The following is a 23490-nucleotide window of genomic DNA, read 5'->3' on the forward strand; positions in this document are numbered from 1 at the left end:
GTCTGCGTTGAAGAGGAACTTTTTGGTCAGTTGAAATTGGGTGAGGCGTTTACCGCGCTACCCGACGGTTGGATGATTTCAGCCTTCGGGCTTGATGGCTGATCGTTGATACGGCGCACGGCACCGGCCTCGACCAATCCACCCAGTGCCTTCTGCATCAGGTCGACTGCGTTCGCAAAAGCGTCGACCGGCATGATGATGCGCTGGCGGAAGACGGGCTTCGGGTTGTTGCTCGCATCGCGCTCGGTGGCCGACAGCGACATCAGATCGATGCGCACGATGGTGCCGGTGATGGTGATTTCGCCAATTCCGTCTGCATAGAGTTCATTGCTCATTGTCGTCTCCTCGTTTGGATGAGTGATCATGGATGGTGATGCTGTGCGTGTTGCCAGGCCGGGAACGGATCCGAGAGACCTCTGCCGAGATCGGGGTCAAAGCCTGCCTCTTCTCCGATCAGGCAGTCGTCGAGCGCGGCGCTGATTGCCTGCTGATCGAAGCCCGCGCCAATGAACACGAGTTCCTGGCGGCGATCGCCCCAGACTGCGTCCCAATGGCGGTCGAGCAACTGGCGGAATTGCGGATAACGTGGCCAATGTGCCTTGGACACGCTCGCCCACCAGAAGCCCTTTGTGTCGGTGCGCCGCTGTGTGCCGGCGATGGAAAGCAGGCCGATTTCATTCGGTCGTGTTGCCAGCCAGAAGTGCCCCTTGGCGCGGATGAGGCCCGGCCACTGCTGCGCGAGAAAGCGATCGAGCGCAGCCGGGTCAAAGGGGCGGCGTGCGCGATAGACGAAGCTGGAAATACCGTACTCTTCGGTTTCTGGGACATGATCGCCCCAACCGTAGAGCTCCTTGTGCCAGTACGGGTGACGAGCAGACTTCGCCTCGCTGAAAAGACCGGTATCCAGAATCGTGGAAAGCGGCAGATCGCCGAAGTCCGTTTCGATGACACGGGCATCGGGATTAAGCGCGGCAACGATCTGGCGCACCATCGCGCGTGTTTCTAAACTGACCTCCGAGACCTTGTTGATCACAACGACATCGGCAAACTCGATCTGTTCCACGAGGAGATCGACGAGTGTTCGTTCGTCATCGGTGGCACGAGTTTCACCGCGATCACTGAGGAAATCTGCGCTCGCGTAATCCGCCAGGAGGTTTGCCGCGTCGACGACGGAAACCATCGTATCCAGCCGCGCGACGTCGCAGAGCGCACTGCCATTTTCGTCGCGGAAGGAAAATGTGGCGGCGATCGGCAGAGGTTCGGCGATCCCGGTGCCCTCGATCAGCAGGTAGTCGAAGCGATCATCGGCAGCAAGCCGACGCACCTCGCTCAAGAGATCGTCGCGCAGCGTGCAACAGATGCACCCATTGGTGAGTTCAACCAGTGTTTCATTGGTGTGCGAGAGGTTGGCGCCGCCATCACGAACGAGCTCGGCATCGATGTTGATCTCGCTCATGTCGTTGACGATCACAGCGACCCGGCGACCCTCCCGGTTACGCAATACATGGTTGAGGATGGTTGTTTTTCCCGCGCCGAGGAAACCCGCCAAAACCGTTACTGGGAGGCGCTTGTCGCCACCTGTCATTGATACTCCCCCACCCGCTGTTACGCTGCGAGCTGCTGCCTGAATGCCACGTCCACATAGTAGTTGGTGCTGTTGAATGTACTTGTCGGGAACAGCCCGCTGGAGCCGTAGCCATAGACGCCGTTGCCACCACTGAGCGCTGACGACATGGCCTGCAGGTTGCCGTTTGTCGTCGTGTCCGCGAAGTAGTTGCCTGTTGCCGAATAGTTGCCGTTGGTGCTGTAGGAGACGACGTATGTCGTACCGGCATCGATTGCGACCTGTTGCGAAAGATTGACGGACTGCCAACCGCTTGCGCTCTCGTTGGTGAAGGTCGCGCTTGCAAGCAATGTGCCGCTTGCCGTCCACAGATAGCCCGTATGGGGTCCGGTATTTTCCTCGCTCTTGTAGAAGCGAATACCGGTGATCCAGCCGGCTGCATCCGATTGGAACTTCATGCCGAGATTGACCGGGCTGTTGTCATTGACCGAAGTGATCGCGGGCGTCGTACCGGCGGCAAAGACGTTCTGCTCGCTGCCCTGGTTGATCACGCTGAGCGAGACATTGGCCGTTGAAGTCTGGCCTTGAGTATCCTTGATCGTGTAGTCAAAGCTGGCTGCACCGGAGTACCCGGCCAAGGGGGTGAAGGTGATCGCGCCGGATTGGCTGTCGAAAGCCACCGTACCATTGATCGCGTTGGCAACGCTGGCAACCGAGATCTGATCCCCGTCAGGATCGCTGTCATTGGCAATGAGGCTTGATGCCTGGATGACGACCGGCGTTCCAACCCCCGTGGAAATTCCACTGTCGTTGACGGCAACCGGCACAGCGTTTTGAGACGACTGTTGATAGAGGACGTCGACCCAGTAGTTGGCCGCATTGTAGGTCGCGGTTGGAAACAGGCTGCCGCTTCCGTATCCGTAGACGCCATTTCCGCCGCTTTCCGAACTGGACGGTGCTGTCAACACACCGTTGCTGTGGCTCGTCGTGAAGTAATTGGGCGTCGCTGCATAAAAGCCGTTCGAATGGTAGCTTGCGACATAGGTCACGCCTGCAGAAATGCTCACCGGCTGCGAGAAGGTTACGGTCTGCCACCCGCTTGCCGTTTCGTTGGTGAAGGTTGCCGTCGCGAGAAGTTGGCCGGTGCTGCTCCAGAGTGAGCCGATATGGGTGCCGACGTCCTGAGCACTCTTATAGTAGCGCAAGCCGGTGATTTCGCCGCGCGCAGATGCCACGAACTTGACGCCCAGTTCAACGGAGGAGGAATCGTTCTCGGCGGCAATACTTGGCGTGTCTGAGGTTGCAAACAGGCCTGCGCCGCTGGCTTGGGCTCCGACGTTCAGAGAAACGGTGGCGCTCGACGTTCCGCCGCGACCGTCGGAAATCGAGTAGCTGAAGCTTGCCGCGCCCACGTAATCCGTCGTTGGTGTGAAGACGACGGAGTTGGTTTGGCTATCAAATGCCACAGTGCCATTTGTTGCACCATTCGCCCCTGTGATCGTCAGCCCATCGCCGTCAGGGTCCGTGTCATTGGCAAGCAGACTTGCCGCCGCGATTGACAGGGCCGTGTTCGAATAGGTGGTGAACCCGTTGTCGTTGGCCGCAACCGGCGCACTATTGACCGTTGATTGGTTGAATACGACGTCGACCCAGTAATTCGCTGCCTGGTAGCTGGAGGTGGGGAACGTCGTATTCGTCCCATAGGAGAAAACGCCGTTGCCGCTACTGGCAGAGCTTGCCAAGGCCGTCAGCGCGCCGCTGGTGTGGGCAGTCGAAAAGTAATTGGTGGTTGCGACGTAACTGCCCGTCGTATGGTAGGAAGCAATGTAGGTCGTTCCGGCGGTAATCTGGATCGGCGAGGAGAACTTGGCCGTCTGCCAACCGCTCAGGGACTCACTTGTGAATGTGACTGTGCCGATCAGCGTGCCGTCCGCAGCCCATATTGAGCCGGTGTGGGCGCCTGTATCACTGGCAGCCTTGTAGAAGCGAATGCCGGTGAGGGTCCCGCTTGTCGAGGCGGTAAACTTCATGCCCAGTTCCAGCGGCGCATTTTCATGGATACCGGCGCCACTCGGGCCGTCGCCGGGCTGGAACAGTGTCTGGCCGACCGGTCCTTCTTCGACGGTCAGACTGACGTTGCCTTCGTCGGTGCCGCCGCGCCCATCAGAAAGGGTGTAGTTGAAGCTTGCCGGGCCGGTGTAGTTCGCATTCGGTGTGAAGATGACATTGCCTGTCTGTGTATCGAGCGAGACCGTGCCGTTCGTGGCATTCCCGACCGCCGAGATGGTGAGCGCGTCACCGTTTGGATCGACGTCGTTGGCAACAAGCGAAGCGATAGAAATCGTCAGCGTTCCGTTGCGAGAAATAGAGAAGCCGCTGTCATCGGTGGCAACGGGCACGCTGTTCGGACCAGCGTCAAAAATGACGTCAACCCAATAGTTGGAGCCTCCTGGGCTATTGCCCGGGAAGGTGCCGGCACTGGTACTGTAAGCATACACACCACCACCATCGACGGCCTTCAGGGCTCCATTGCTATATGTCGAACCGAAATAGTTCTCGGTAAGGGAGAAGAACCCGTTGCTATGATAGGATGCGACATAGGTCGTGCCAGCCGAAATGGCGATCGGGCTGGAGAACATGACGGTCTGCCAACCCGAGAGTGACTCGTTGACGGAGACGCCGGTCGCAATCAGCGTTCCGGTGCTGGTCCAGAGACTGACGACATGTTCGCCAGTGTTATAAAAGCCCTTGTAGAAACGGACACCCTGTACAAAGCCGCCCGTTGTAGCCTGGAAGCGCACGCCAAGCTCCACGGGATCGCGATCGATCGCGGTTTCCACGGTCGGCTTTGATGCAAGCGTCCACAGACTTGATGTCGCCGGCAGGACGACGGTGACCTGCTTGCCGACGGAAGGGGTTTCCAGGTTGACGCTGTCATCGACTGCGCGCGACATGATGGTGTACGTGCCGCTTGCCTGCACATTCCAGCTGTAGCTCCAGTTCTCGCGGCCGGTGGCCTTGAACCAGTGTTGCCCGCCGTCCGTGGAAACTTCGATGCCGGCAATGATGCCGCCACCGAAATCCTGGGCCGTGCCGGTGATGGTAACGCGCTGTCCTTCGACGAAGCTTGCACCAATGACCGGCGAGGTGATCGTCGACGTGGGCTTTAACGTGTCAGTCGACTGCGTTGCCAAAATCAGGCTGGCATCCAGGGTGGTCGGCTGGATTCCCATGTCTGCGAACATGTTGACCATGGCCTGCTGGACGTTCGGATCTGTCGGCGTTGCTACCCCCTCATGCTGGTCGTTCAGGCCCCAGGACCAGAAAACGGTGCCTGCGCCAAAGACCAACGCGCCGCTTTCTGCCCGGTACATCGTCAGGCTGTGTTCAACCACGGCGTCGCCGATTGTTGTCCCGTAGTCACGCAAATAGCTGTTGACCGACACGCTGGAGAGCGAAAGATTGATCAGGCCATCCGGTCGGAACCCGTTTTGAACGTCGGAATCCCACTCGTATCCCAGCAAGTTCTGCACGAGATTGTACGTTTCTCCGGGCTGGAGGTTGGCGACATCGGTGTTTCGCCAGAAGCGCAGGTTCGAATAGTCATAAGGGATAGAGATTGTGTCCGAACGGTAGCCGTCGACGGTAAACATGGTGCCGGTGAGGGAGTTTTCCGGCTCCTGTCCTGGGTCGGCATAACGCGGATCGCGCCAGGTTCCGGTGCCGATGTTACTCGGATCAGTGCTGGTTCCCCAAGTTTCCTTGTAACAGACCATCGTCCGATAAGCTTGGCCGTTGCCGTCAATGCTGCTTTCCCAGCGGACCTTCCAGTAGCATTCGTTGCCGCTCCAGAATGCGAGGTTGACGCCGCTGTCGCGTGCGGCCTCGACATTGGCGCGCTGCTCGGCAGACCAGTATTCGTCGTGCCCGACCGACAGGTAGGCCTGGTGGTTGAGCAGCAGGCTGCCATTTCGGGCGGCATCGACGCCCGTGACATAGGATACGTCGTAGCCATTCTGCTCCAGCCACTGGATAGCGGAATGCTCGACGCCGAAAATGAAGTCGTGTGTGCCGCCAATCGGGCTGGTGTTGGTAATAATCGGTCGATTGTAGCTGATCGCAGATGCACGACCGATCGCCGTCAAACCGCAGCTGCAGTTCGGAGGCAGGTATCCGATCATATTTGCAGGATCAGTCGGAACCTCTCCGTAGTAGAGGCTTGCTCCACCCCAGGCATTATAGGCCTGCCAGGTGGTGTCTGAGGTCTGGAAGACGATGTCGCTCGTTGAGGCGTCGTCACGCACGACGAACGGAATGATGCTTGCGTCTTCCGTGCCGTCCTCACGCACCAGCTTGGCGATATAGACACCTGATACAGCGTCTGCCGGGATCTGCCAGCTCGCCGAAACCGACCAGTTGCCGCAGTCGATCAAACCGAGGGACATGTCTACGATTGGGTGAGGCTGGATTTGCGCTGTCGACAGCGATTTGTCGATCGAGGCAACTTTGCGCGCACCGTCGCCGCCATAATAGCCCAAGCGATAGATGTCGATGCGGTAGTGGGTCGAATCTGTGGCAATCTTGAAATCGACGGTCTGGCCGACATTGGTGCTGATTTCGGTTGCAAAGCCTTGGATGGTGCCGCCGCCGTCACCGTCAATGCCCCATTCGCTGATCGGATTGCCCTGCTTCATGTTTTCGAGAGCGGTCTTGTTCAGCGTGACGGGAGCAGCAACTGGAGCCACTGTCGTCACTGTGGCCACCGCGGATGAACTATCCTGCTCTGGAGCAACAACTGTCGTCACTGTGGCCACCGAGGCCGTTGTCGCCATGGTCGCCGGCGCGGATGAACTATCCTGCTCTGCCGTTCCGATACTTGTAATCGCAAAGCTCAAGACCGGAATACTCGATGTGTCACTCACGTCTGAGACAGTGAGCGTGGCAGTGGGAGCATCCGACAAATCGGGCTCCACAGACGTCGTGGCGATGAGCGTGGAGGGGTCGGGAGGCAGGACGGTGCGTGGCTTTGTTGCCGGTTGTGGATCCGTCGTGGAAGAACTTGTTGTCGACGTTGCGGCGTCGCCCAAAGCGAATTCGGCACCGCTGGGCGAGTCGAGAGGAGAGACGGCACCTGCTGCCGGCGACACCTGCGGCGCTGTGGCATCATTCGTCAAAGGAGATGTCGTCGTCTGGGATCCCGTGAGTGAGACGTTCACCGAGCCAACAGCGTCCAGATCGGCAATTGGCCGGTCGCCGCCGACTGATGAACCTACTGTTGCGTTCACAAGAAGAGCGCTGCCCGTTGCGGCTGCGCTGTAAACACTCGAGGTGCCACCGTACGCGCTCAAATAATCGCGGTTCTTGATGTTAATCCTCAGCATTAGGAACGCCCCCAATCGCAATGCGACATGTGTCCAGAGGCATTATCCTGTCATGTTTATGGCGAGAGAGAACGACAGTAATCTGCGGTATGCTGCATGGCGGGGCATACCCCGATAGGCTTATTCATGCGTGTGGGAGGAAAACCGACCGGTTACTGTCTGCAGCCAATTGTCGGAAATAGACCGCTTATGGTCGCGATCTGCATCGCTCTTTTGACAATCCGCGAACTGTCCTCAATAGCTTCATCATTTTCACGCGGATCATCGATTGGCCTTCCGCCTTTTCGGAGGGCTCCCTCGTTCTCGCCATGACGGAACCACGTTGGCTCTCGTTGCAATCGCGTGCAGGCGCAGGCTTGGCCCCGTAGATAGGCTCAACACAGTTGTTCATAAAAGTTTCATGCGTCCCTACTGAGCCAGGTGCTTGCACACTTTTGCAGCAATGTGCAGAGTCGTTGCAAACGGAGATTGAACCGCGTGTCTGAAAAGGTGTTTGTAAGCGCCCAGGAAGTCGCAGACAGGGCAGGGGTTTCACGATCCGCCGTATCGCGGACGTTCACGCCGGGTGCCAGCGTTTCAGCGCAAACGCGACGGCGCGTTCTCGAAGCTGCCGAAGCGCTTGGCTACCATGTCAATGAGCTTGCGCGCGGTCTCATGCGCAATGAGAGCGGCATCGTTTGTCTGATCGTCTCCGATGTCGCGACGCCGTACCGTTCTGCGCTGCTGCGCGAAATGACGTTGCTGCTCCAAAATAGCGGCAAGGTCGCGATGCTGATCAATACGGACCGCTCGGACGGCAGCGTTGACCACGCTCTTCGTCAGGCGATCCGCTATCGCGCTGATGCCTCGATCATCCTCTCGGGCATGCCTGACAAGTCCATCGTGCAACTGTGCTTACGCAACGGACAGCGGCTTGTCCTCATCAATCGCGACGACGAGCAGCCCGGGCCTTTGCGGATCAACCTTGACGATTACGAGGCGGGCGGACGCGTGGCTACGGCCTTCGTCAGAGCCGGATGCCGAACGCTGGCCTTTGCCAATTCGGAAGTGGGAACACCGAGTCTGATGGCCAGAGAGCGCGGGTTTGTCGCAGCGGCCGCCGCGCTCGGGATGGAGGTTTCCGTCGAACGCCACGGTTGGACGGGCTACGAGGCGGGAAAAGTCCTAGCGCAGCGAATGCTGACGCGCGCCGAGCGGCCGGATGCCGTCTTCTGCGCAACCGATCTCCTGGCTTGTGGCTTCATGGATGCTGCCCGCCATCAATTCTCGATCTCGGTGCCGGGCCAGCTGTGCATTGCCGGCTTCGACGATATCGAACAGGCCGCATGGTCTTCTTATGACCTGACAACCTTCGCCCAGCCGATTTCGGCGATTGCTTCCAGGGCGGTCGAATGGCTTTCACATCCTCAGCCGGAAAATGGTGAGCAGTCGATCCGGCTTCATGCCGAATTGGTCTGGCGAGGCTCGATCAGGGGCGGTTAGATAAGGTCACTCGTTTCTCTCTCATTTTTGGAGAACCTTGGGGGAGCTGTTCTTCGCGTCATTTTCATCGCGAGTTCACTGTGTGGTGTTGCTGGCAATGAGTAAGGTAGGTGCCGCCAGTAGTCATCCTTCCAGGCCGCCAGCGGGGTCGACTCGTTACGTCCATCCAGATTCCCGACCAACTCAATCGCGATCTCTTTCTCCCTTGGCCGCCCGCAGCCTGTTGTCCGCCGAGGTTTTGTCCTACAAGGTGCACCTAAGCGACCGGGAAGAGGGAAAACTGAAGACGTAAAATTGATGAGGCGAGAGCAATTAAAGGTTGCGCTTCCAAAAACCTAACTTGAAGCTCAAAGGCGCTCCAATAACACGCCAGTCTGATGCCCGTAGGCCTCGGGTGTAATCGAGCACACTCTCCATCCCGGCCCTAATCTATTTATAAGATACTCTGCGTCCCACATGACGTGCGACGCTGTCGACCGACCCATCGTAACCATTTGTGCCTTTCCTTTGGCGAAACGCTGATAACCCTCATGATGTCGTAAAAGATCAAGCCAGCTTTCCCAGTTTTGAGGGCGGATGCGCTCAATAAAGCGAGCGCGTTTTTCCTCAGTGCCGCCACCTTCAAAAAACGCGATCGCTGAACGGTCGTTGATCGTGAAATAGAACCGTGCCCCGGGGCGAAGGATGCGATGGACCTCCAAGGTCCAAGCTTCCGCTAGATCGTCAATATGAGTCCACACTGAGCCAGCAAATACCAGTCCAAATGACCGGTCCTCAAATGGCAGATGTGGTGTGACGGTGGTTGTTGCAAAGTGAAATGGAGGAGAAAGATGCTCTTTGCACCACAGAACCGCACTCGCCCAGCAATCTACTCCCCAGATTTCTTGCGTTTGTGCCTCCTCTGCTAGATGTCGGATTAGCCGTCCTCCCGCCACTCCAAGTTCGAGGATACGCCCTAAATCGCCGACCTTTACGCCGCTTTCATGCAATAAAGTTCGCAACATGTTGATGTCGTCAACACCACTCTGCAAATATGATTGGTCGCTTGTGCAGTAGCTGGCTTTGAAGACCTCGGGGGGAACAGGAAACGGAGAGGAGAGGGGTTGTTGTGGGGGGGCGCCGTAAGCAGGTAGAGTATAGGTCGACTTCTGAGCATCATGCGGAAATATCGTCCCTATATGCTGCACCACAGACGCCATTTGCAGCACGCTCGTCTGTATCACGGGATTCACAAAGTTACGGAATTTCCGGTGTATAAATGATAATATTCCCATCAGTCTTCCCTCAATAATTCTATATTGATTTTAGGATAGGGTAATGTTGTAATATGTGCGTAATATTATTTCCATTTTATATTTGTGTTTCTGTATAATCATTTTGAATGATATTTTATTGTACTACGCGGTCGCTGGCGCGAGGACGCCTCGTATAGGACAAGCCAACGGCGATATGAAAATGGCTTGGCTTTGTCTCATCGCCAGCAGGCGCTCACCTGCAACTTCGATCCGAACCCGACAATATCAACCGCAAGGTCGGACCGGCATTTGACGGCCTTGGACCGTTAACGTGGTGAATGGCTCCCGCATGCTTGCAGGGCAATGGAGTGGAAAAATGACCAAGCTTCACCCGACATTGTGGCGCGAGGATCTATCAGAACGGTAAAGGTCCATTATCCAAGGGGGTGGACACGATAGAAATTTAAGCGAGCAGCACGTGCCACTGCGCCAGATACCATACCAACCAGATCGCTGGTGCTAGGAATGTTCCGAAGGGAATGCGTGCGGACGCTGGCCATTGGCCGGGCCCCCTCACCGTTGCGGCAGCAACGTAGACGAATGCAGCCAGGGTTGCGAGGAAGACGATCAAGGCAAATTGCTGCCAGCCGACCCAAACCCCGGCCGCCGCAGCCAGTTTTACATCGCCGAGCCCCAGCCCCTCCCTGCCGCGAAGCTTGAAATATGCCTCCCGCACAAGCAGTAGCGCGCCGCCGGTCAGGGCTGCATCTATGATGACCGCGAGGAATGTCCGTACAGCATCTGGGCCCAAAGGATCGATTCCGAGTAGAAAGGCAGCGATTCCCACTGCCGCCAACGCGATATTCATAGAGTCACGGACCCTGAAATTCCGCCAGTCCTCGATCGTGACTGATGCCATCATGGCGGCAAGCGCTGCGGCGAGAAGCGCACGGGGCAGTGGCAGTGTCGTCCATCCGATCGCAAGTGCCGCCAGTGTTACCAAAGCGACTGCCGCCAGATCGGTCATGATGGTCCTTCGCCACAGCACTATTTGATCTTACGCCCGCCCATGCCCCACATCTTTGATTGCAGCTCCTGGGCAACACTCTGCGCGTCTCGCCCGTCGCGAATGACCATGGGCCTGATCAAGATCAGGAGCTCGGTCCGCGTATTGGCGCGGTTCTTGCTGCCGAACAGGTTGCCGACGACCTTCATCCGGTTGAGGCCCGGGATACCGTCCTTTGCGCGCTGTGCTTGTTCGCTGATCAAGCCGCCGAGTAGGACGGTCTGGCCGTCGACGACGGAAACGGAACTGGAAATGCTCCGGTTGGAAATTGTCGGCGTCAGGCTGTCCGGCGACGAAGACGAGGAGATCTCCTGTTCAATGCGCATCGCCACGACACCGTTCTCAGCAATTCGTGGACGCACATTCATTATGATGCCGGTATCGCGATATTGCACCTCGTTACTGACAGGCGCGTCGGCCGAATCGACCGGTGTGACGGTGCGTGTGATGATCGGGATCTGGTCGCCGACCTGAAAGCGCGCAACCTCGTTTTCCAGCACGACCAGGGATGGCGACGAGAGAATCTGAACGTCGGTGACCTTATCCAAGGCGCTGATGATGATATCCGGGCTGCTTTCGCTGCCCAAAACGAAGTTGAAACCGGGCACTTCGCGCGCGATGTTGTCGGCCAGGACGTTGAAGAGCCCAACCGAACCGTTGTCGTTTCCGGCTCCAAGGTGATGACTCTTGACGAAGTACTGGACGCCGAAACGCATATCGTCGGTCAAGCGCACCTCGGCCATCGTCACGCTGATTGCGACCTGCAGCTGCGGCACATCTATCCTAGTCAGCGCTCCGAGCACCCGCTGGCGCATTTCGAGATCGCCGTAGATCACGATCGAATTGTTCGAAGGGTCAGCGCGAATGCGCACGGCGTCAGCACCCAGTTCATTTGATGTCGGCGCACCGAAGCGCGCAGGATCTATCTCGGCCGTGTCGGTTCCAGCGCCGGTGGCTGTGCTCGCCGCCGCTGTTGGGGCAGCAGCCGCATCGGCCGTCTCAGGCGAAGCTTCGCCCGCTGCCGGCTTTTCCCCGTTTTCCGTGTCGTCGCCACTCGAAAACAGCTTTTGCAGGAGTTCGGCAATCTTCGTCGCGTCCCGGTATTTCACGCGGTAGACGTGAACGCTTTGGCCGAAGTCAGGGTTCTCCCGGTCCAGCCGACGGACCCAGGTCTGTGCACGCTCAGCAAGCGTGCGGGTTTGCGACACGGCCAGGATCGCGCGAAGCCGAGGCATTGGCATGAACTGAATTGCGCCGGTTTCCGTGCCCTTGGCTGCAAAAATGCGTTCGAGCTCGGGAATGACGGCCTCCGGGCGGGCATTCTGCAGGGGCAAAATGGCGACGGCCTGATCCTTCATCCAGTCAACGTCGAACGCGCTTGCCGTTTCCAGCGCTGCCTGACGATCAGCGCCGCTTCCGGCGATAACGAGGAGGTTCCGCGTAGTTTCCACGCGAATTGCGCCCGGCCTCGCGCCGAAACCGTCGATCAGTCGGGCCAAGGTTTGTGCGCCAATGTACCGGACGGGAATGATCGTGAGCCCAAAGCCCGGCCCGCTTCCCCTCATGCTTGCCTGACCTGCCACCGCCGAACCGGCCTCGACGATCTGGTAGGTGTTGTTGCGCCGGACGAGATCGGCGCCGTTCATGTTCAAAAGGGTTTCCAGGATCGACAGCAGCTCGCCCTTTTCCACCGGGCGGGCGGTCGAGAGCGTCACGCTGCCCGATACCTTCGGATCGATCGTATAGGTCTGGCCAAGGGTATCTCCAAGGATCACCTGCACCACGTCCTTGAGGTCGGCGCCCTGAAAGTTCAGGTTCACTTCGTTTCCGGTGGCAGGCGTCTGGCCCGTGTGCATGGGATCAACGACGCCATCACCCGGGGTCACATAGGTAACACCCTGAACGGAGCTGGGCCTGCCTCCATTGCTCGCTGCTGCCATCCCGTCGGGACGCGGCGAGCGAGCCGAGAGGTCGGCATTGGTCACAGATCCGAGGATGGACTTGGAACTATCCATCGAGCCGTGATCGGGTAGCACGCATCCAGTGGCCAGCAGACACCATCCGAAAAGCAATCCTGCCCGACCAATTGTATTGCTAGGTTTCATCTCCCCTCGACTGATTCTCCAGCTTTCAGTGGTTGAGCCTAGCATTTTTCAGAGGGGGCACTATCGTCTAATGGCGGCTATTCACATCTTACGGTACGCGGCGTGCAAGGGCCTTCTTCGTTACCGCAAAGGTTGGCATGGACTTGCCGTTGAACTTCGCGGAAGCTGTCCTCATCGCTCACCGCAGGGAACGTGGGCAGGAGACCCAGGGCGAGAGCTCGAAATGGCTGCCGCAATGACTTCGATCGACTTTGTCCGATACCTCACAATGAACGATGACCTCATCGGGCCATCCGAGCGGTTGTCGCTTGAGCGAATGCTCAAGGACCCGCCTTCGAGCTACAGCGGGCTTTGGGAGACGGGCATTCTTTCAGGGGATCAACTCGCCAAGGCGATTGCTGAGTTTCATGGGCTCGCTCGTGCTGCCGTTGACCAGATCGAGTTCCGTCCCGAATTTACCGAGGACCTGTCGCCGCGATTTCTTCGTGCAGCTTGGGCCCTTCCAGCGCTAGAAAGAGGCCAGCAGATCCTTGTCATAGCCGACCCGACGCGCGAGGAGGCCATCGAGGCCGCGTTGGCAGCCCTCGGGCAACGCGTGGAGATGAGGGTCGCGACATTCGAAGAAATGGCGATGCTCTTCGAACGCTTGCTTTCCAAGGATCGGACACCTGCCTCGGCGGCAACCGAACGAGCGGCCGCGCGTCCGGAGAGCACGGACGAGGATCTTGATCGCCTTCATGATCTCGCCAGCGGCGCGCCGATCGTTCGGGCCGTCGACCAGTTGCTGGAGACCGCGCTCAACCTGTCTGCAACGGACATCCATATCGAGCCGCAATCGGATGGCGTGCGGTTGCGAATGCGCGTCGATGGTATGCTGAGGACGATGCAGCCGCTTTCGAACGACATTGCACGAGGTGTCATCTCGCGCATCAAGATCCTTGCGGGTCTTAACATTGCCGAGCACCGGTTGCCGCAGGATGGGCGTGCGCGGATCACGATTAACACCACGCGCGCCGATTTTCGTGTGGCGACGATGCCGACGCTGCATGGGGAGGCGCTTGTTGCGAGAATTCTCGTCAAGGGTGCCGAGGCTCTCGATCTTTCGCGCCTCGGCATGGCGCCGCGCGATTTTTCGATTTTGAGCACGCAGGTTGCCGAACCGCATGGCCTGATCGTCGTTGCCGGCCCGACCGGTTGCGGCAAGACAACGACGCTGACGGCGGCGCTGTCGAGCCTCAACAGTCCCGAGCGCAAGATCATGACGATCGAAGACCCGATCGAGTATCAGATCGCCGGTGTCAGCCAGACTCAGGTGAAGCCGTCGATCAACCTGACGTTTGCAAATGCGATGCGCTCTTTCCTGCGCCAGGACCCCGATATCATGATGGTTGGCGAGATGCGCGACAGCGAGACGGCGTCGATCGGCATCCAGGCGGCCCTCACGGGCCACCTGGTGCTGACGACCCTACACACGAACAGCGCGGCAGATGCGATCATACGACTAATGGATCTTGGCGTCGAAACCTTCCTCCTTGCGTCCGCCCTTAGGTGCGTCATTGCCCAGCGGCTTGTCCGGAGGCTCTGCGAACGCTGCAGGTCGCCTGTGGCCGATGGCGCGGGCGTTGAGCATGCCGCCCTTGCACGCCGCGGTTTCGTGTCGCGCCCCGGAGACACTTGTTTCCGAGCGGTCGGCTGTCCTTATTGCGGCGAGAGCGGTTATCGCGGACGCATCGGAATTTTCGAGGTTCTGCCTGTTGATGCCGAGTTGAGCGGGCTGATCCGTGAGGACGTCGATCCGCAGAAGATCCAGGCTGCAGCTGTGCGCGCCGGCATGACCACGATGCTCGACGATGGCTTTGCGAAATACCGCAAGGGCATCACCTCGATCGAGGAGGTCCTGCGCGTTACGGTTTGAGTGACGCTACTGGGTCGGGGCGAACATCCGGTAGTCCTGGTGCTGGCCATTCTTCTCGAGCTGGACGGTGCGATTGTCGACGATGGACACCACCCAGTTTTGAAGCCTGTCGCCGCTCTTCAAGCGATGGATCTGGCCGCTTGCGGGGTCCTGAAGGAGCGCCTGGCGTTTTCCGCTCGCCGAAATTATTCCAACGAGCTTCATCTCAGGCGGCGATGCAGATGCTTCCGATATACTCGCAACCACCGGGGCAGTTTCGACGACCGGCTCGTCGATGACTGGAGGCTGCCTTAGCGGTGAAAAAAGCGGATGAAGCCGTGTCGCCTCAAGCTTGTCCAGTGTAACACCGCTCAGCCATGGTGCTGCTGTGTCCGGCTCTGATTGCGACAAGGCCGCTTGCACCATTGCCAGCACGATGACGCCTGTCGCGGTACCAAGTCTTGCCCGACCGTTCACAGCTTGCTCCTTCGCCAATAGCCCTCAACCGAGGCCGAAACGCGCAGAGAAGGCGGCTCTTTATTGTCTACGCTCGATTCGGCGCTCTCGATAGTGATGGATTTGAAGACGAGCGCTGTCCGGTTGCTTTCGGTGGCAAAGAGAATTTGCTGCAACGGCTCTGTCGTGGTCTCAAAAAGAACGCGCATTTCGACGGTGCCGTCGTCGGATGCACCTTCCGCCGGCTCCACGAATTCAAACTGAGCAATCTTTGCTCCGGTTTGACTGATCATTTCAGTCATCAGCCGTTGCAACTCGGCACCAGCGACAGCGGAAGTATCGCCCGCCAGGTAGATTGCGGCGCCATCTCCATCTGCATCGTTTGCGCTGCTGTCTTCGAGCGCTGCCAGCTTGGCTTTCAGCGCGTCGAGGGACAGTTGCTGTTCGGCATTTGCTTGTGACAGGTGGCGTGCTTCCATCAAGCTCCATGCGGCAATAGCGCCCGGAACCAAAAGCAGAGCTGCAAGGACCGCAATGACGGCCGCCCTAACGTTCTTCGCGCTACCCCTTTTGCGGTTCATGGTGTTTTCGCTCCCACAAGACGGGCCAGGATTTCAAACCGCTCCTTGCCGTTGTCGCCATCACGGACGACCGGCGCGGAGAAATTTGCCGCTTCCAGCATATCCGAGTCCTCGATGACCCTGATCAGGCTGGCAGCATCGGTTGAAAACCCTGCAATCCGCACATCCCGATCGGCAACATCAAGTGTGGTCAGATAGGTGGTTTCCGGAATGATTTTCGACAGCTCATCCATCAGGACGACCATGGGGGCCTGATCCCATTTGCGCGCGAGCTTCACGCTGGAGCTGTCCGCCTGCTCGGCCTTCTGGCGAGCTTTATCGATTGTGCTGCGAAGACTGACGAGCGAGGCTTCGATTCGCTTGGCTTCCTGCGTCTCTTGGTAGAGCCGCCAGCCGCCTGCCGTGATCATGAATGTCCCGATGGCTGCCAAGACGCAAAGGGAAAGGAGCGCGATGCGCGAGCGCCGCTCCGTGAGCGCCGCTTTCGCGCCCGGTAGTAAATTGATTGCACTGGCTTTTCCGAGCGGATCGGCCGCCAGGCCGACGACAACGGGCTTGACGCCGGCGGCACTGAAGGGGTCGATTGCCGACCGCATCGCGGACAGGGACACAGCAACGACCCGCAGGTGGAGCTGATCAGAAGGGCTTGCCGCCTCGTCGTCCTGCAGGTCGTAGTCGAACGTCATCCTGTCCGCAGGCCAGGGAACAAGCTGTTCGAGCTGGTGACGGATGATTGCATCGATATGATTTCTGCTGGCCGCCGGAAGCGTGAGGGATCGAACGACCGCACGATCGGCGCCAAGGCGCACTTCGACCGGTTGATTTCCGACGACCTTGCTGAGCCAGGCGAGATCGTCACGCGGTCCCTCGGCTTTGTGGATCGGTCCCGCCCTGGAGGCGCGGTAGCAGACCAGCTTGGCCGGCTCTTCGACAACGAGGAATGTCCCACGATTTCGGCGGGGGATATTGGCTGCTGCCTGCCAGGAAACCATCTCGCCCAGCAGTGCCGAACCGCCGCGTCTGATCGATGTAGCAAGGCCGGTCATTCGATACTCCCCGCCATCAATGAGCCGCCGGTCCGGCAAGGTTCCACGAGTGGACGACATAGCCTTTTGGGCTGTCTTTGGCATCGCCCGCAATCATCTCGGCAGTTCCGGTGCGGCCGCTTTTGCTGCGTGCGACAAGCGTGATGCGATAAACCGTGGGCGTCTCCTGCGTCAGGAAGCTTTCGTATTTCTTCAAAAGGGCTCGCCGCTCGTCGTTGTCTTCGGCGCCACGCAGTTCGGCAAGGGCCGATGCGTCCGCCTCGCTCATGGCAGGGATTGCTAGCAGAGCCTTCCGGGATGCGGCTTTCGGATAAAGCATGCCGCCCCGGTTGTGCACCGTGAGGAACGACTCGAGTTTCATGTAGTCATTCTCGCTCAGTCCCTTCAAGAAACGCAACTCGCCGACCGACTGGAATTTGGCGTTCATTGGCAGGCCGCTTGCTCCGGCCCCGCGGTAGTCGGAGCGCTCGGCGCCTTCGGGCGTCCGCTCGTCATTTCCGTCGCGCCAGTCAACGATCCGCGCCGCAAATGCGTCCGGTGAAAGGGACTGGCCATCCACTGCTTTGAAGAGGCCCTTGAGCAGTTCGGGCGGCGAGGCGTTGAGATCGAACCGGCCTGCCTCGGCCGCAACGTGTAGTGTTACGCTGCCTGTCGGCAAAGTGATGATGCGACCATCGACCACCGAAGCATCCTTGCCTTCGGCAAAAAGGAGATAGGCGGACGCAGTGGCGCCACTGTCGAGCAGGTTCTCCGTCACGAGATCGTCAACCCCCAATCGGGTAAGGACCAGGGTCGGCTGCGCTGACAACACCAGTGTCGATACAATTCCCGCCAGCAAGCCGCATACGACGAGGGTCGCCAGCGTGACATATCCGCTGTCACGTTGCATCCGGGCCTCCCTCGCAGGTCGCTCCATCCGGGCACAGCCGCGGCGGATCGACATGTGGCGAAACCACGAGCGTCAAAGGTTGGCGCCTGCGATCGGATCTGTTCCATATCTGTAGGCGAATGATATCGGGAAGCCGTGGACGATCGGCCCAGGAGCTTTTCCATACGACACCCTTTTCAGTGTTCTGGGCAAAGGAGAAGCGATAGTCCCACCCGCCCTGCAGCACTGCTGTCGGGGTCGCGACACGTACTTTTTCAAAGCTGGTTGCCGAGGGAAGCCGCGCAATTGCCGACCGAACGAGGTCGCCCGACCTGACCGAGATCCACACCAGTTGATCCGACCCCGAGCCGGTCGCGAGCCCCACGGCCTGTTCGCTGCCGTAAAACAGCAAGGGTGCGCCGGCTCTCTCGCTCGTCTTGATTGCCGCGACCTGCGACAAGTCGCGTCGCAGGGCGGTAAGCCCGGTCGCCAGCCGCTCGACGCTTGCCGCGTCCCGGCTAGCGGCGGCAGAAGATCGGGTCACAAGATAGGCCGACAGCAGGAGCGCCTGGAATACGAGCGCACTCAGCAGGAGGACAACCAGCGCCTCCAGCATAGCAAAGCCACCGTCTCCTCTCTCGCGCTTCTTCCTCATTCTGCCACCCCGATCAGCAGCCGATCGACAGCCAGCCTGCGGGAAGGCGATACGTCGACGGAAAGCCTTGCCTCGAGCAGTATCTGTCCCTCTGGCCCACGCCCTTCAGCGATTGCAGATGGTGTGACAATGGCGCGCCATCTGCGCCCATGGCTTACGCCGCCAAAGGTACCGGGGCGGATGGCTCCGCTGTGTAACTCTTCGGCCAGGACTTCTTCGGCAACCAGCCGCGCTTCCAGCCAGGCATGGGACTGGACGATAAAGGTGCGTGCCGAGACCAGGCTTCTCGGAACGACGTAGAGCAGGGCGGCAAGGATCGCCACCGCCACCAGAACCTCAAGCAGCGTAAAACCCTGATCGCGCCGATCGCGTATCCTTGGAGCACCGTGAGTGGGATTCGCACGCATGCGGGGCCTCATTCGATCGTTGACAGCATGATGCCCGAGGTCAGTGGGTTCACCGATATGCGAAAGGTCGCACGCGGTCCCTGGATGTCAAATGTCCCACCGGATGAGAGGCCGTTGGCCTGAAAGGCCACCACGCCGGCGTGCAACGCGCGCTCTCCCCGGATCGCAGACCCCTCGCGCAAAATGACCCTTCTTGCGGAAGAACCCGATAAAACCGTGCCGCGACGAGCGTCGATCGTCGAGACTACGGTCCGGCCTTCGGCAATCGCGATATTCCGGTCTTGGCGCAGGAGAGCTGCAATCTGCGCAGCCTGAACCTTCAGCCCCATCGTTTGTCCGGTGTTGATCATGTAAGGCAGAGCGATCGCCCCGACGAAGGCCACGATTGCAAGTGCCGCCAGGAGTTCCAGCAGGGCAAAACCGCCATCGCTCGAAGAATGACTACTGGATCGCGATGTCTGCGGCATTGTCGACCCCCCCTTCAACGCCATCGGCACCAAAGGAAATGATCTGGGGTCGCCCCTTGTCACCAATGCGATATTGATACTCGTGGCCCCATGGATCCAACGGCACCGAGGCCTGCTGAATGTAGGGACCCTTCCAGCGCTTGATCGCTGTGCCGCTGACCAAGGCCGTGAGGCCCTCGCGTTCCGTCGGGTAGCGCGACGTGTCGAGATAGAAAAGATCGAATGCTGAGGTCAGCGCTTCGATCTGCAGCCGTGCTGCCCGGACACGCGCCTCAGAGAGGTACCCAAGCACGCGCGGAGCGGCAATGCTGGCAACCAGGCTGAGGATCACCAGCACGACCAGCAGCTCCAAAAGCGTGAAACCACCGTCGCCTCTGTCCTTGCGGCGGGAGGATTTGCGGTTGGTCGGCAAGGGGCGTGGCAGTAGCTTTTGCATGGCGATCACAACAGTAGTTCGTTCAGGCTGAGCAACGCCGTGATAACCGAGACGATGATCCAGGCGATGAGCGCGCTGACAGTCAATAGAACCAGCGGGCCGATGATCGCCGTGGCACGCGCGATCGAGCGATCGAGTCGCGTTTCGTAATATGTTGCGACCCTTAATGCGGCTTTGCCGGTATCTCCTGTGGTTTCGCCGACGCGCAGCATCTGCAGCCCGTAGGGAGGAAGGAAAGCGACGCGTGAAAGCGCGTCCGTGAGTTGGCTTCCGTCTCTGACCCTGGCGAGAACGTCAGCGACGAGCTCCGCCGAGTGCCCATCGCGCATCAGGCCACGGATAAGGCGAAGGGATGTCGGAAGGTCGACGCCGCTCTTGTTCAGCATGGCGAATGTCGAACAGAAGACGACGGCGCGCTCTTGCATCAGCAGCGTGTCGAAGCCGGGGAGATGCCCGATGAGCGAAACGATGATCGTCTTTGCTATCTTGCTGCGGCTGATGAAGAGGATACTGCAGAGCGCCGCCGCGCCCATGGCGGAAATCAAGGTGCTATTGGCTGCGGTCGCACGCGACAGGGCAAAGACGACGGATGTCGGTCCGTTTGCTGCCTGGCCCATGCCAACGAGTGCCTTGTCGAATTCGGGAATGACAACCGTGAGGACGAAAAACATGACGCCTGCCGCTGCAAGTACCAGAAATGCGGGATAGGCGAGTGCTGACGTCAGACGCTGCCTCAGTTCCCGTCCGCGGCGGCGCTCCTGCGCAATCACTTGCAGCGTGACGTCAAGATTGCCAGCGACTTCTGCGACCTCGACCATCTTGATGTAGGTTTGCGGAAACGCTGCCGGATAGGCCGCGATCGCTTCGGCGAAGCTGTGTCCCTTCGAAACGACTTCCCAAAGCGAACGCGTCATGTTGCTGAGGGCATGCCGCTTTGTGGATTGATGGATGATCTGTAAGGCCCGATCCAGGGCGACGCTTGCCGAAAGCAGGGCGGCGAGATCCTCGGTGAACGCCGTCACGTCGTCGTAGGACGGGGTGGATTGGAATGACAGGCTCAATCCAGCGCCGGTTCGCTTCACCTCTTCGATGTCGACTGGAAGCAGGGACCGGCGCTCGAGCTCCGCGGCCATCAGCGCGCTGGAGTTTGCCTGCAAAACACCCTCGAGCATCTGCCCCGAGAGATCGATCGCCCGGTACCTGAAGTTCGGCATCGCCGTAATCGCCCCTGATGTGTCGAAAAAATATGCAGTATCGAATCGGGTTGATTGATTGCGTCTTAAATAAGATTAGGTGAACTATACAAAAATCCGCGATAAATCTCAACGGCCTTACTATTTATAAAATACAATTGCGGCATTTAATTTCAAGAACTTCTGAATATTGTCAGACTTATTACGATAAGCGTTGTGATTAGAAGTGTTAAGGCGTATTATGGCATCGCCATCATATATAGATGGAAATAGTTACATTTGATTGGGGGCTGGTCGAATGTATATCTCTCACGATGCGTCACGAATCCGTCAAAGAGAAGCACAACGCGCTCGCGAAAATCGAGCAGAGATTGTAAGGGCACTGAATCAGGGGCAGGTTACCCGTCGGGAATTACTCCGATGGGGCATCTTTACGGCGAGCGGCTATCTTGCCTGCAAGAACGGCCTCAGTCCGTTTGCAAAGAGCGCCTTTGCTGCCGTTCCGACCGGGACGCCACGCACGCCGCTGTTCGGCATCCAGAAATTCACCCAACCTATGCATCGGCTGAACCACTTGAAGCCGTTGCCGATTGCGCGGACAGCCGAGGGGCATGCGGCCTTCCCGACAAGCCTTGGCGAGCGGCCGGCCAAGCGACTTTCCTATCATACGGATTTCTCCGCCGATCCCGCGAATCAACAATTCATAAACCCACTGACACATCGAGGACCGATTGAGGGACGTCCGCCTGGCGAGGTCTTTGCCCATCAGCGATGGGACGAATTCTTCCCGAAGGTCGGATACATCATGCGGCTCGGTCAGGTTTCCCAAACGGGCAGAGGTGGCTATTTTCATGACAGTTTCCCACTTCAGCAGCCCAATAGTGTCTGGACCTATGCGTCGGGACGGGGCGGCGAGTGCGCGTTGCCGCCATTTTTGATCAAGGGTCGCTACGGTGAACCGATCATTACGCGGATATACAACGACCTGCCCGTTGACCGGGCAGCAAACAACGGCTTCGGGCGGAACGAAACGCAACTGCATTTCCACAATGCCCACAATGGTGCGGAGAGCGACGGTGCTGCGAACGTGCACCACTTCCCGGGCACCTTCTACGACTATCGCTGGAGCACGGCGCTGGCGCGGCGCGACAAGATCAACACCCAGGCAGGTGACCGGCGCGCCTCCGGTCCCGACGACAACACGGGCCTTGTCAACGTCGCCGGTGATTTCCGCGAGTTGCAGGGATCGATGTGGGCCCACGACCACCGGTTCTTCTTCACGGCGGAAAACGTCTACAAGGGCAACATTGGCGCCATCAACTACTACAGCGGTCCCGACCGCGGCAATGAAGAGTTGTCGGATGGCGTGAACCTTCGGCTGCCCAGCGGCAGGCTGCTCGGCTGGGGAAACACGGATTTCGACGTCAATCTGATCTTCTCGGATTGCGCGTGCGATGCGGCCGGTCAGCTCTACTTCGACATCTTCGACACCGACGGGATGCTCGGCGACGTTCCGCTCGTGAATTTTGCGTTCGCGCCCTTCTTCGAGGTGCTGCCGCGCAAATATCGGTTCCGCGCCTTGAATGCCTGCATGTCGCGTTTCCTGAAGCTCGGACTGGCAGATGCGAAGGGCAATCCTGTTCCCATCAAGTTCATTGCCAATGACGGTAACCTTGTCGTTACCCCGATAATGATGACGGCTCTTCCCGTCCAGGGGATTGCAGAGCGCTACGACTTCATCGTTGATTTCTCGGGCTTCAAGATCGGCGACCGGATCAAGGTGGTCAATCATTTGCGCCATGAGGACGGGCGGCGGCCCAAGGAGGAACTCAGCCTCGCCAAAGCGCTTAAGGGCACGTCGGAAGATCCCGTCGTCGGGCCGATGCTGGAGTTCCGTATTGTTGGCGCTGTCGAAAGTGTCGATGTCCCCGGCGTCATTCACCGCGCCACCGATCCCGACAAGAGCCAGGTGCCGGCAGCACTGACGGAGCAGATCCCGATCGTGACCCCGGTGCGCACGCGTATGGTTGAATTCGGCAGGTCGGGAACCGGAGATTCGCGCGGGCCGAACGGATGCACGCCGGATTGCGGCGAAACCGTCAACTTCCCCTGGACCATTCGTATCAACGGCGAATCCTCGCATTCGATGAACGCCAACAGGATTTCCCTGCTCATTCCCAAAGCTGGTGAAGTCGAGCACTGGACCTACAAGAATGGCGGTGGCGGATGGGATCATCCCATTCATCTTCACTTCGAGGAAGGCATAACGATGCTGCGCAACGGCCAGGCACCGCCGCCGACCGAGAACTTGGTGAGAAAGGACGTCTGGCGGCTTGGAGAAAGTGGCAGCGTTACCTTCCAGATCCAGTTCGGCGAGTTCGGTGGATCCTATGTCAACCATTGCCACAATACGGTCCATGAGGATTTTGCGATGCTGGCGCGGATTCAGTTGCTGACCGGTATTGCCGGAACGCCGCAGGCCGCAGTGACGCCAACACCGAATCCGACCCCGGACGGTGTGTTCTTCACCACGCCTGAAATTCTGCCGGAAGGCGCACCGAAGGGATGGACGAATACCCAATCCCAGGTTCAGGCGCAGCTGAATACCAACCCCACGCCATGATGGGCTGCGCAAAATGTGCAGCCCAATCACA

19 protein-coding genes are annotated in these 23490 nt (G+C 58.9%); 4 read left to right on the forward strand and 15 right to left on the reverse strand.

What is annotated here, in order from left to right; all coding sequences use genetic code 11:
- Positions 1–26: 26 nt before the first annotated feature.
- Genes FHX09_RS19760 through FHX09_RS19770 form a run of 3 tightly spaced genes read right to left on the reverse strand, consistent with a single transcriptional unit; the run spans position 27 to position 6318 of the window.
- A complete protein-coding gene (locus FHX09_RS19760) occupies positions 27–335 on the reverse strand; it encodes a hypothetical protein (protein WP_007800008.1) in 309 nt (102 codons plus the stop codon).
- Between the two features lie 26 nt (positions 336–361).
- Positions 362–1585, reverse strand: coding sequence for a GTP-binding protein (locus FHX09_RS19765; RefSeq protein WP_132590192.1), 1224 nt, complete (start codon positions 1583–1585; stop codon positions 362–364).
- A 20-nt stretch (positions 1586–1605) separates the two neighbouring features.
- Entirely contained in the window at positions 1606–6318 is a 4713-nt protein-coding gene (locus FHX09_RS19770; protein ID WP_348649182.1) for a DUF4082 domain-containing protein, read from the reverse strand.
- On the opposite strand from FHX09_RS19770, the gene FHX09_RS29995 reads away from it, so the two are divergent.
- Positions 6275–6883, forward strand: a complete 609-nt coding sequence (locus FHX09_RS29995) for a hypothetical protein (protein WP_245505464.1) — start codon at positions 6275–6277, stop codon at positions 6881–6883. The genes FHX09_RS19770 and FHX09_RS29995 overlap by 44 nt on opposite strands.
- A 539-nt stretch (positions 6884–7422) precedes the next feature.
- On the forward strand, positions 7423–8427 hold the full coding sequence (locus FHX09_RS19775; protein ID WP_132590188.1) for a LacI family DNA-binding transcriptional regulator: 1005 nt from the start codon (positions 7423–7425) through the stop codon (positions 8425–8427).
- Positions 8428–8774: 347 nt separating this feature from the next.
- On the opposite strand, the gene FHX09_RS19780 is transcribed toward FHX09_RS19775, so the two are convergent.
- From FHX09_RS19780 to gspD, 3 genes are all read right to left on the reverse strand, one after another.
- Positions 8775–9701, reverse strand: a complete 927-nt coding sequence (locus FHX09_RS19780) for a class I SAM-dependent methyltransferase (protein ID WP_132590186.1) — start codon at positions 9699–9701, stop codon at positions 8775–8777.
- A 424-nt stretch (positions 9702–10125) separates the two neighbouring features.
- A complete protein-coding gene (locus tag FHX09_RS19785; protein WP_184450532.1) occupies positions 10126–10689 on the reverse strand; it encodes an A24 family peptidase in 564 nt (187 codons plus the stop codon).
- A 20-nt stretch (positions 10690–10709) separates the two neighbouring features.
- Positions 10710–12743 carry a type II secretion system secretin GspD gene (gene gspD / locus FHX09_RS19790; protein ID WP_245505463.1) on the reverse strand — a complete coding sequence of 678 codons (2034 nt, stop codon included), beginning with the start codon at positions 12741–12743 and terminating at the stop codon, positions 10710–10712.
- A 358-nt stretch (positions 12744–13101) separates the two neighbouring features.
- Between gspD and FHX09_RS19795 the strand changes: the two genes are divergently transcribed.
- A complete protein-coding gene (locus FHX09_RS19795; protein ID WP_246699471.1) occupies positions 13102–14748 on the forward strand; it encodes a GspE/PulE family protein in 1647 nt (548 codons plus the stop codon).
- A gap of 6 nt (positions 14749–14754) precedes the next feature.
- Here the strand turns inward: FHX09_RS19795 and FHX09_RS19800 are convergent, their stop codons facing one another.
- The 9 genes from FHX09_RS19800 to FHX09_RS19840 are packed head-to-tail and all read right to left on the reverse strand — an operon-like array spanning position 14755 to position 20857.
- Entirely contained in the window at positions 14755–15204 is a 450-nt protein-coding gene (locus tag FHX09_RS19800) for a hypothetical protein (RefSeq protein ID WP_132590178.1), read from the reverse strand.
- Complete coding sequence (gene gspM, locus FHX09_RS19805; RefSeq protein WP_132590176.1) at positions 15201–15764, reverse strand: type II secretion system protein GspM; 564 nt, start codon at positions 15762–15764, stop codon at positions 15201–15203. Before gspM ends, FHX09_RS19800 begins: the two co-directional genes overlap by 4 nt.
- Positions 15761–16810, reverse strand: a complete 1050-nt coding sequence (locus FHX09_RS19810; RefSeq protein WP_184450533.1) for a PilN domain-containing protein — start codon at positions 16808–16810, stop codon at positions 15761–15763. Before FHX09_RS19810 ends, gspM begins: the two co-directional genes overlap by 4 nt.
- 16 nt (positions 16811–16826) lie before the next feature.
- Positions 16827–17699 carry a type II secretion system protein GspK gene (locus FHX09_RS19815; RefSeq protein ID WP_184450534.1) on the reverse strand — a complete coding sequence of 291 codons (873 nt, stop codon included), beginning with the start codon at positions 17697–17699 and terminating at the stop codon, positions 16827–16829.
- Positions 17689–18333: a hypothetical protein gene (locus tag FHX09_RS19820; protein WP_184450535.1), complete on the reverse strand. Its 645-nt coding sequence runs from the start codon at positions 18331–18333 to the stop codon at positions 17689–17691. Before FHX09_RS19820 ends, FHX09_RS19815 begins: the two co-directional genes overlap by 11 nt.
- Positions 18330–18740 (reverse strand): type II secretion system protein, encoded by a 411-nt coding sequence (locus FHX09_RS19825; RefSeq protein WP_007800041.1) that lies wholly within the window; start codon positions 18738–18740, stop codon positions 18330–18332. Before FHX09_RS19825 ends, FHX09_RS19820 begins: the two co-directional genes overlap by 4 nt.
- 8 nt (positions 18741–18748) lie before the next feature.
- Positions 18749–19207, reverse strand: coding sequence for a prepilin-type N-terminal cleavage/methylation domain-containing protein (locus FHX09_RS19830; RefSeq protein WP_132590168.1), 459 nt, complete (start codon positions 19205–19207; stop codon positions 18749–18751).
- The gene (gene gspG, locus FHX09_RS19835) at positions 19182–19643 is read right to left on the reverse strand and encodes a type II secretion system major pseudopilin GspG (RefSeq protein WP_132590166.1); all 462 of its coding nucleotides are present in this window, start codon (positions 19641–19643) and stop codon (positions 19182–19184) included. Before gspG ends, FHX09_RS19830 begins: the two co-directional genes overlap by 26 nt.
- 5 nt (positions 19644–19648) lie before the next feature.
- Positions 19649–20857 carry a type II secretion system F family protein gene (locus FHX09_RS19840; RefSeq protein WP_132590164.1) on the reverse strand — a complete coding sequence of 403 codons (1209 nt, stop codon included), beginning with the start codon at positions 20855–20857 and terminating at the stop codon, positions 19649–19651.
- Positions 20858–21134: 277 nt separating this feature from the next.
- On the opposite strand from FHX09_RS19840, the gene FHX09_RS19845 reads away from it, so the two are divergent.
- Positions 21135–23459: a multicopper oxidase domain-containing protein gene (locus FHX09_RS19845; protein ID WP_132590162.1), complete on the forward strand. Its 2325-nt coding sequence runs from the start codon at positions 21135–21137 to the stop codon at positions 23457–23459.
- Positions 23460–23490 lie beyond the last annotated feature (31 nt).

The sequence above is a fragment of the Rhizobium sp. BK538 genome, from assembly GCF_014197575.1.
Taxonomy (GTDB): domain Bacteria; phylum Pseudomonadota; class Alphaproteobacteria; order Rhizobiales; family Rhizobiaceae; genus Rhizobium.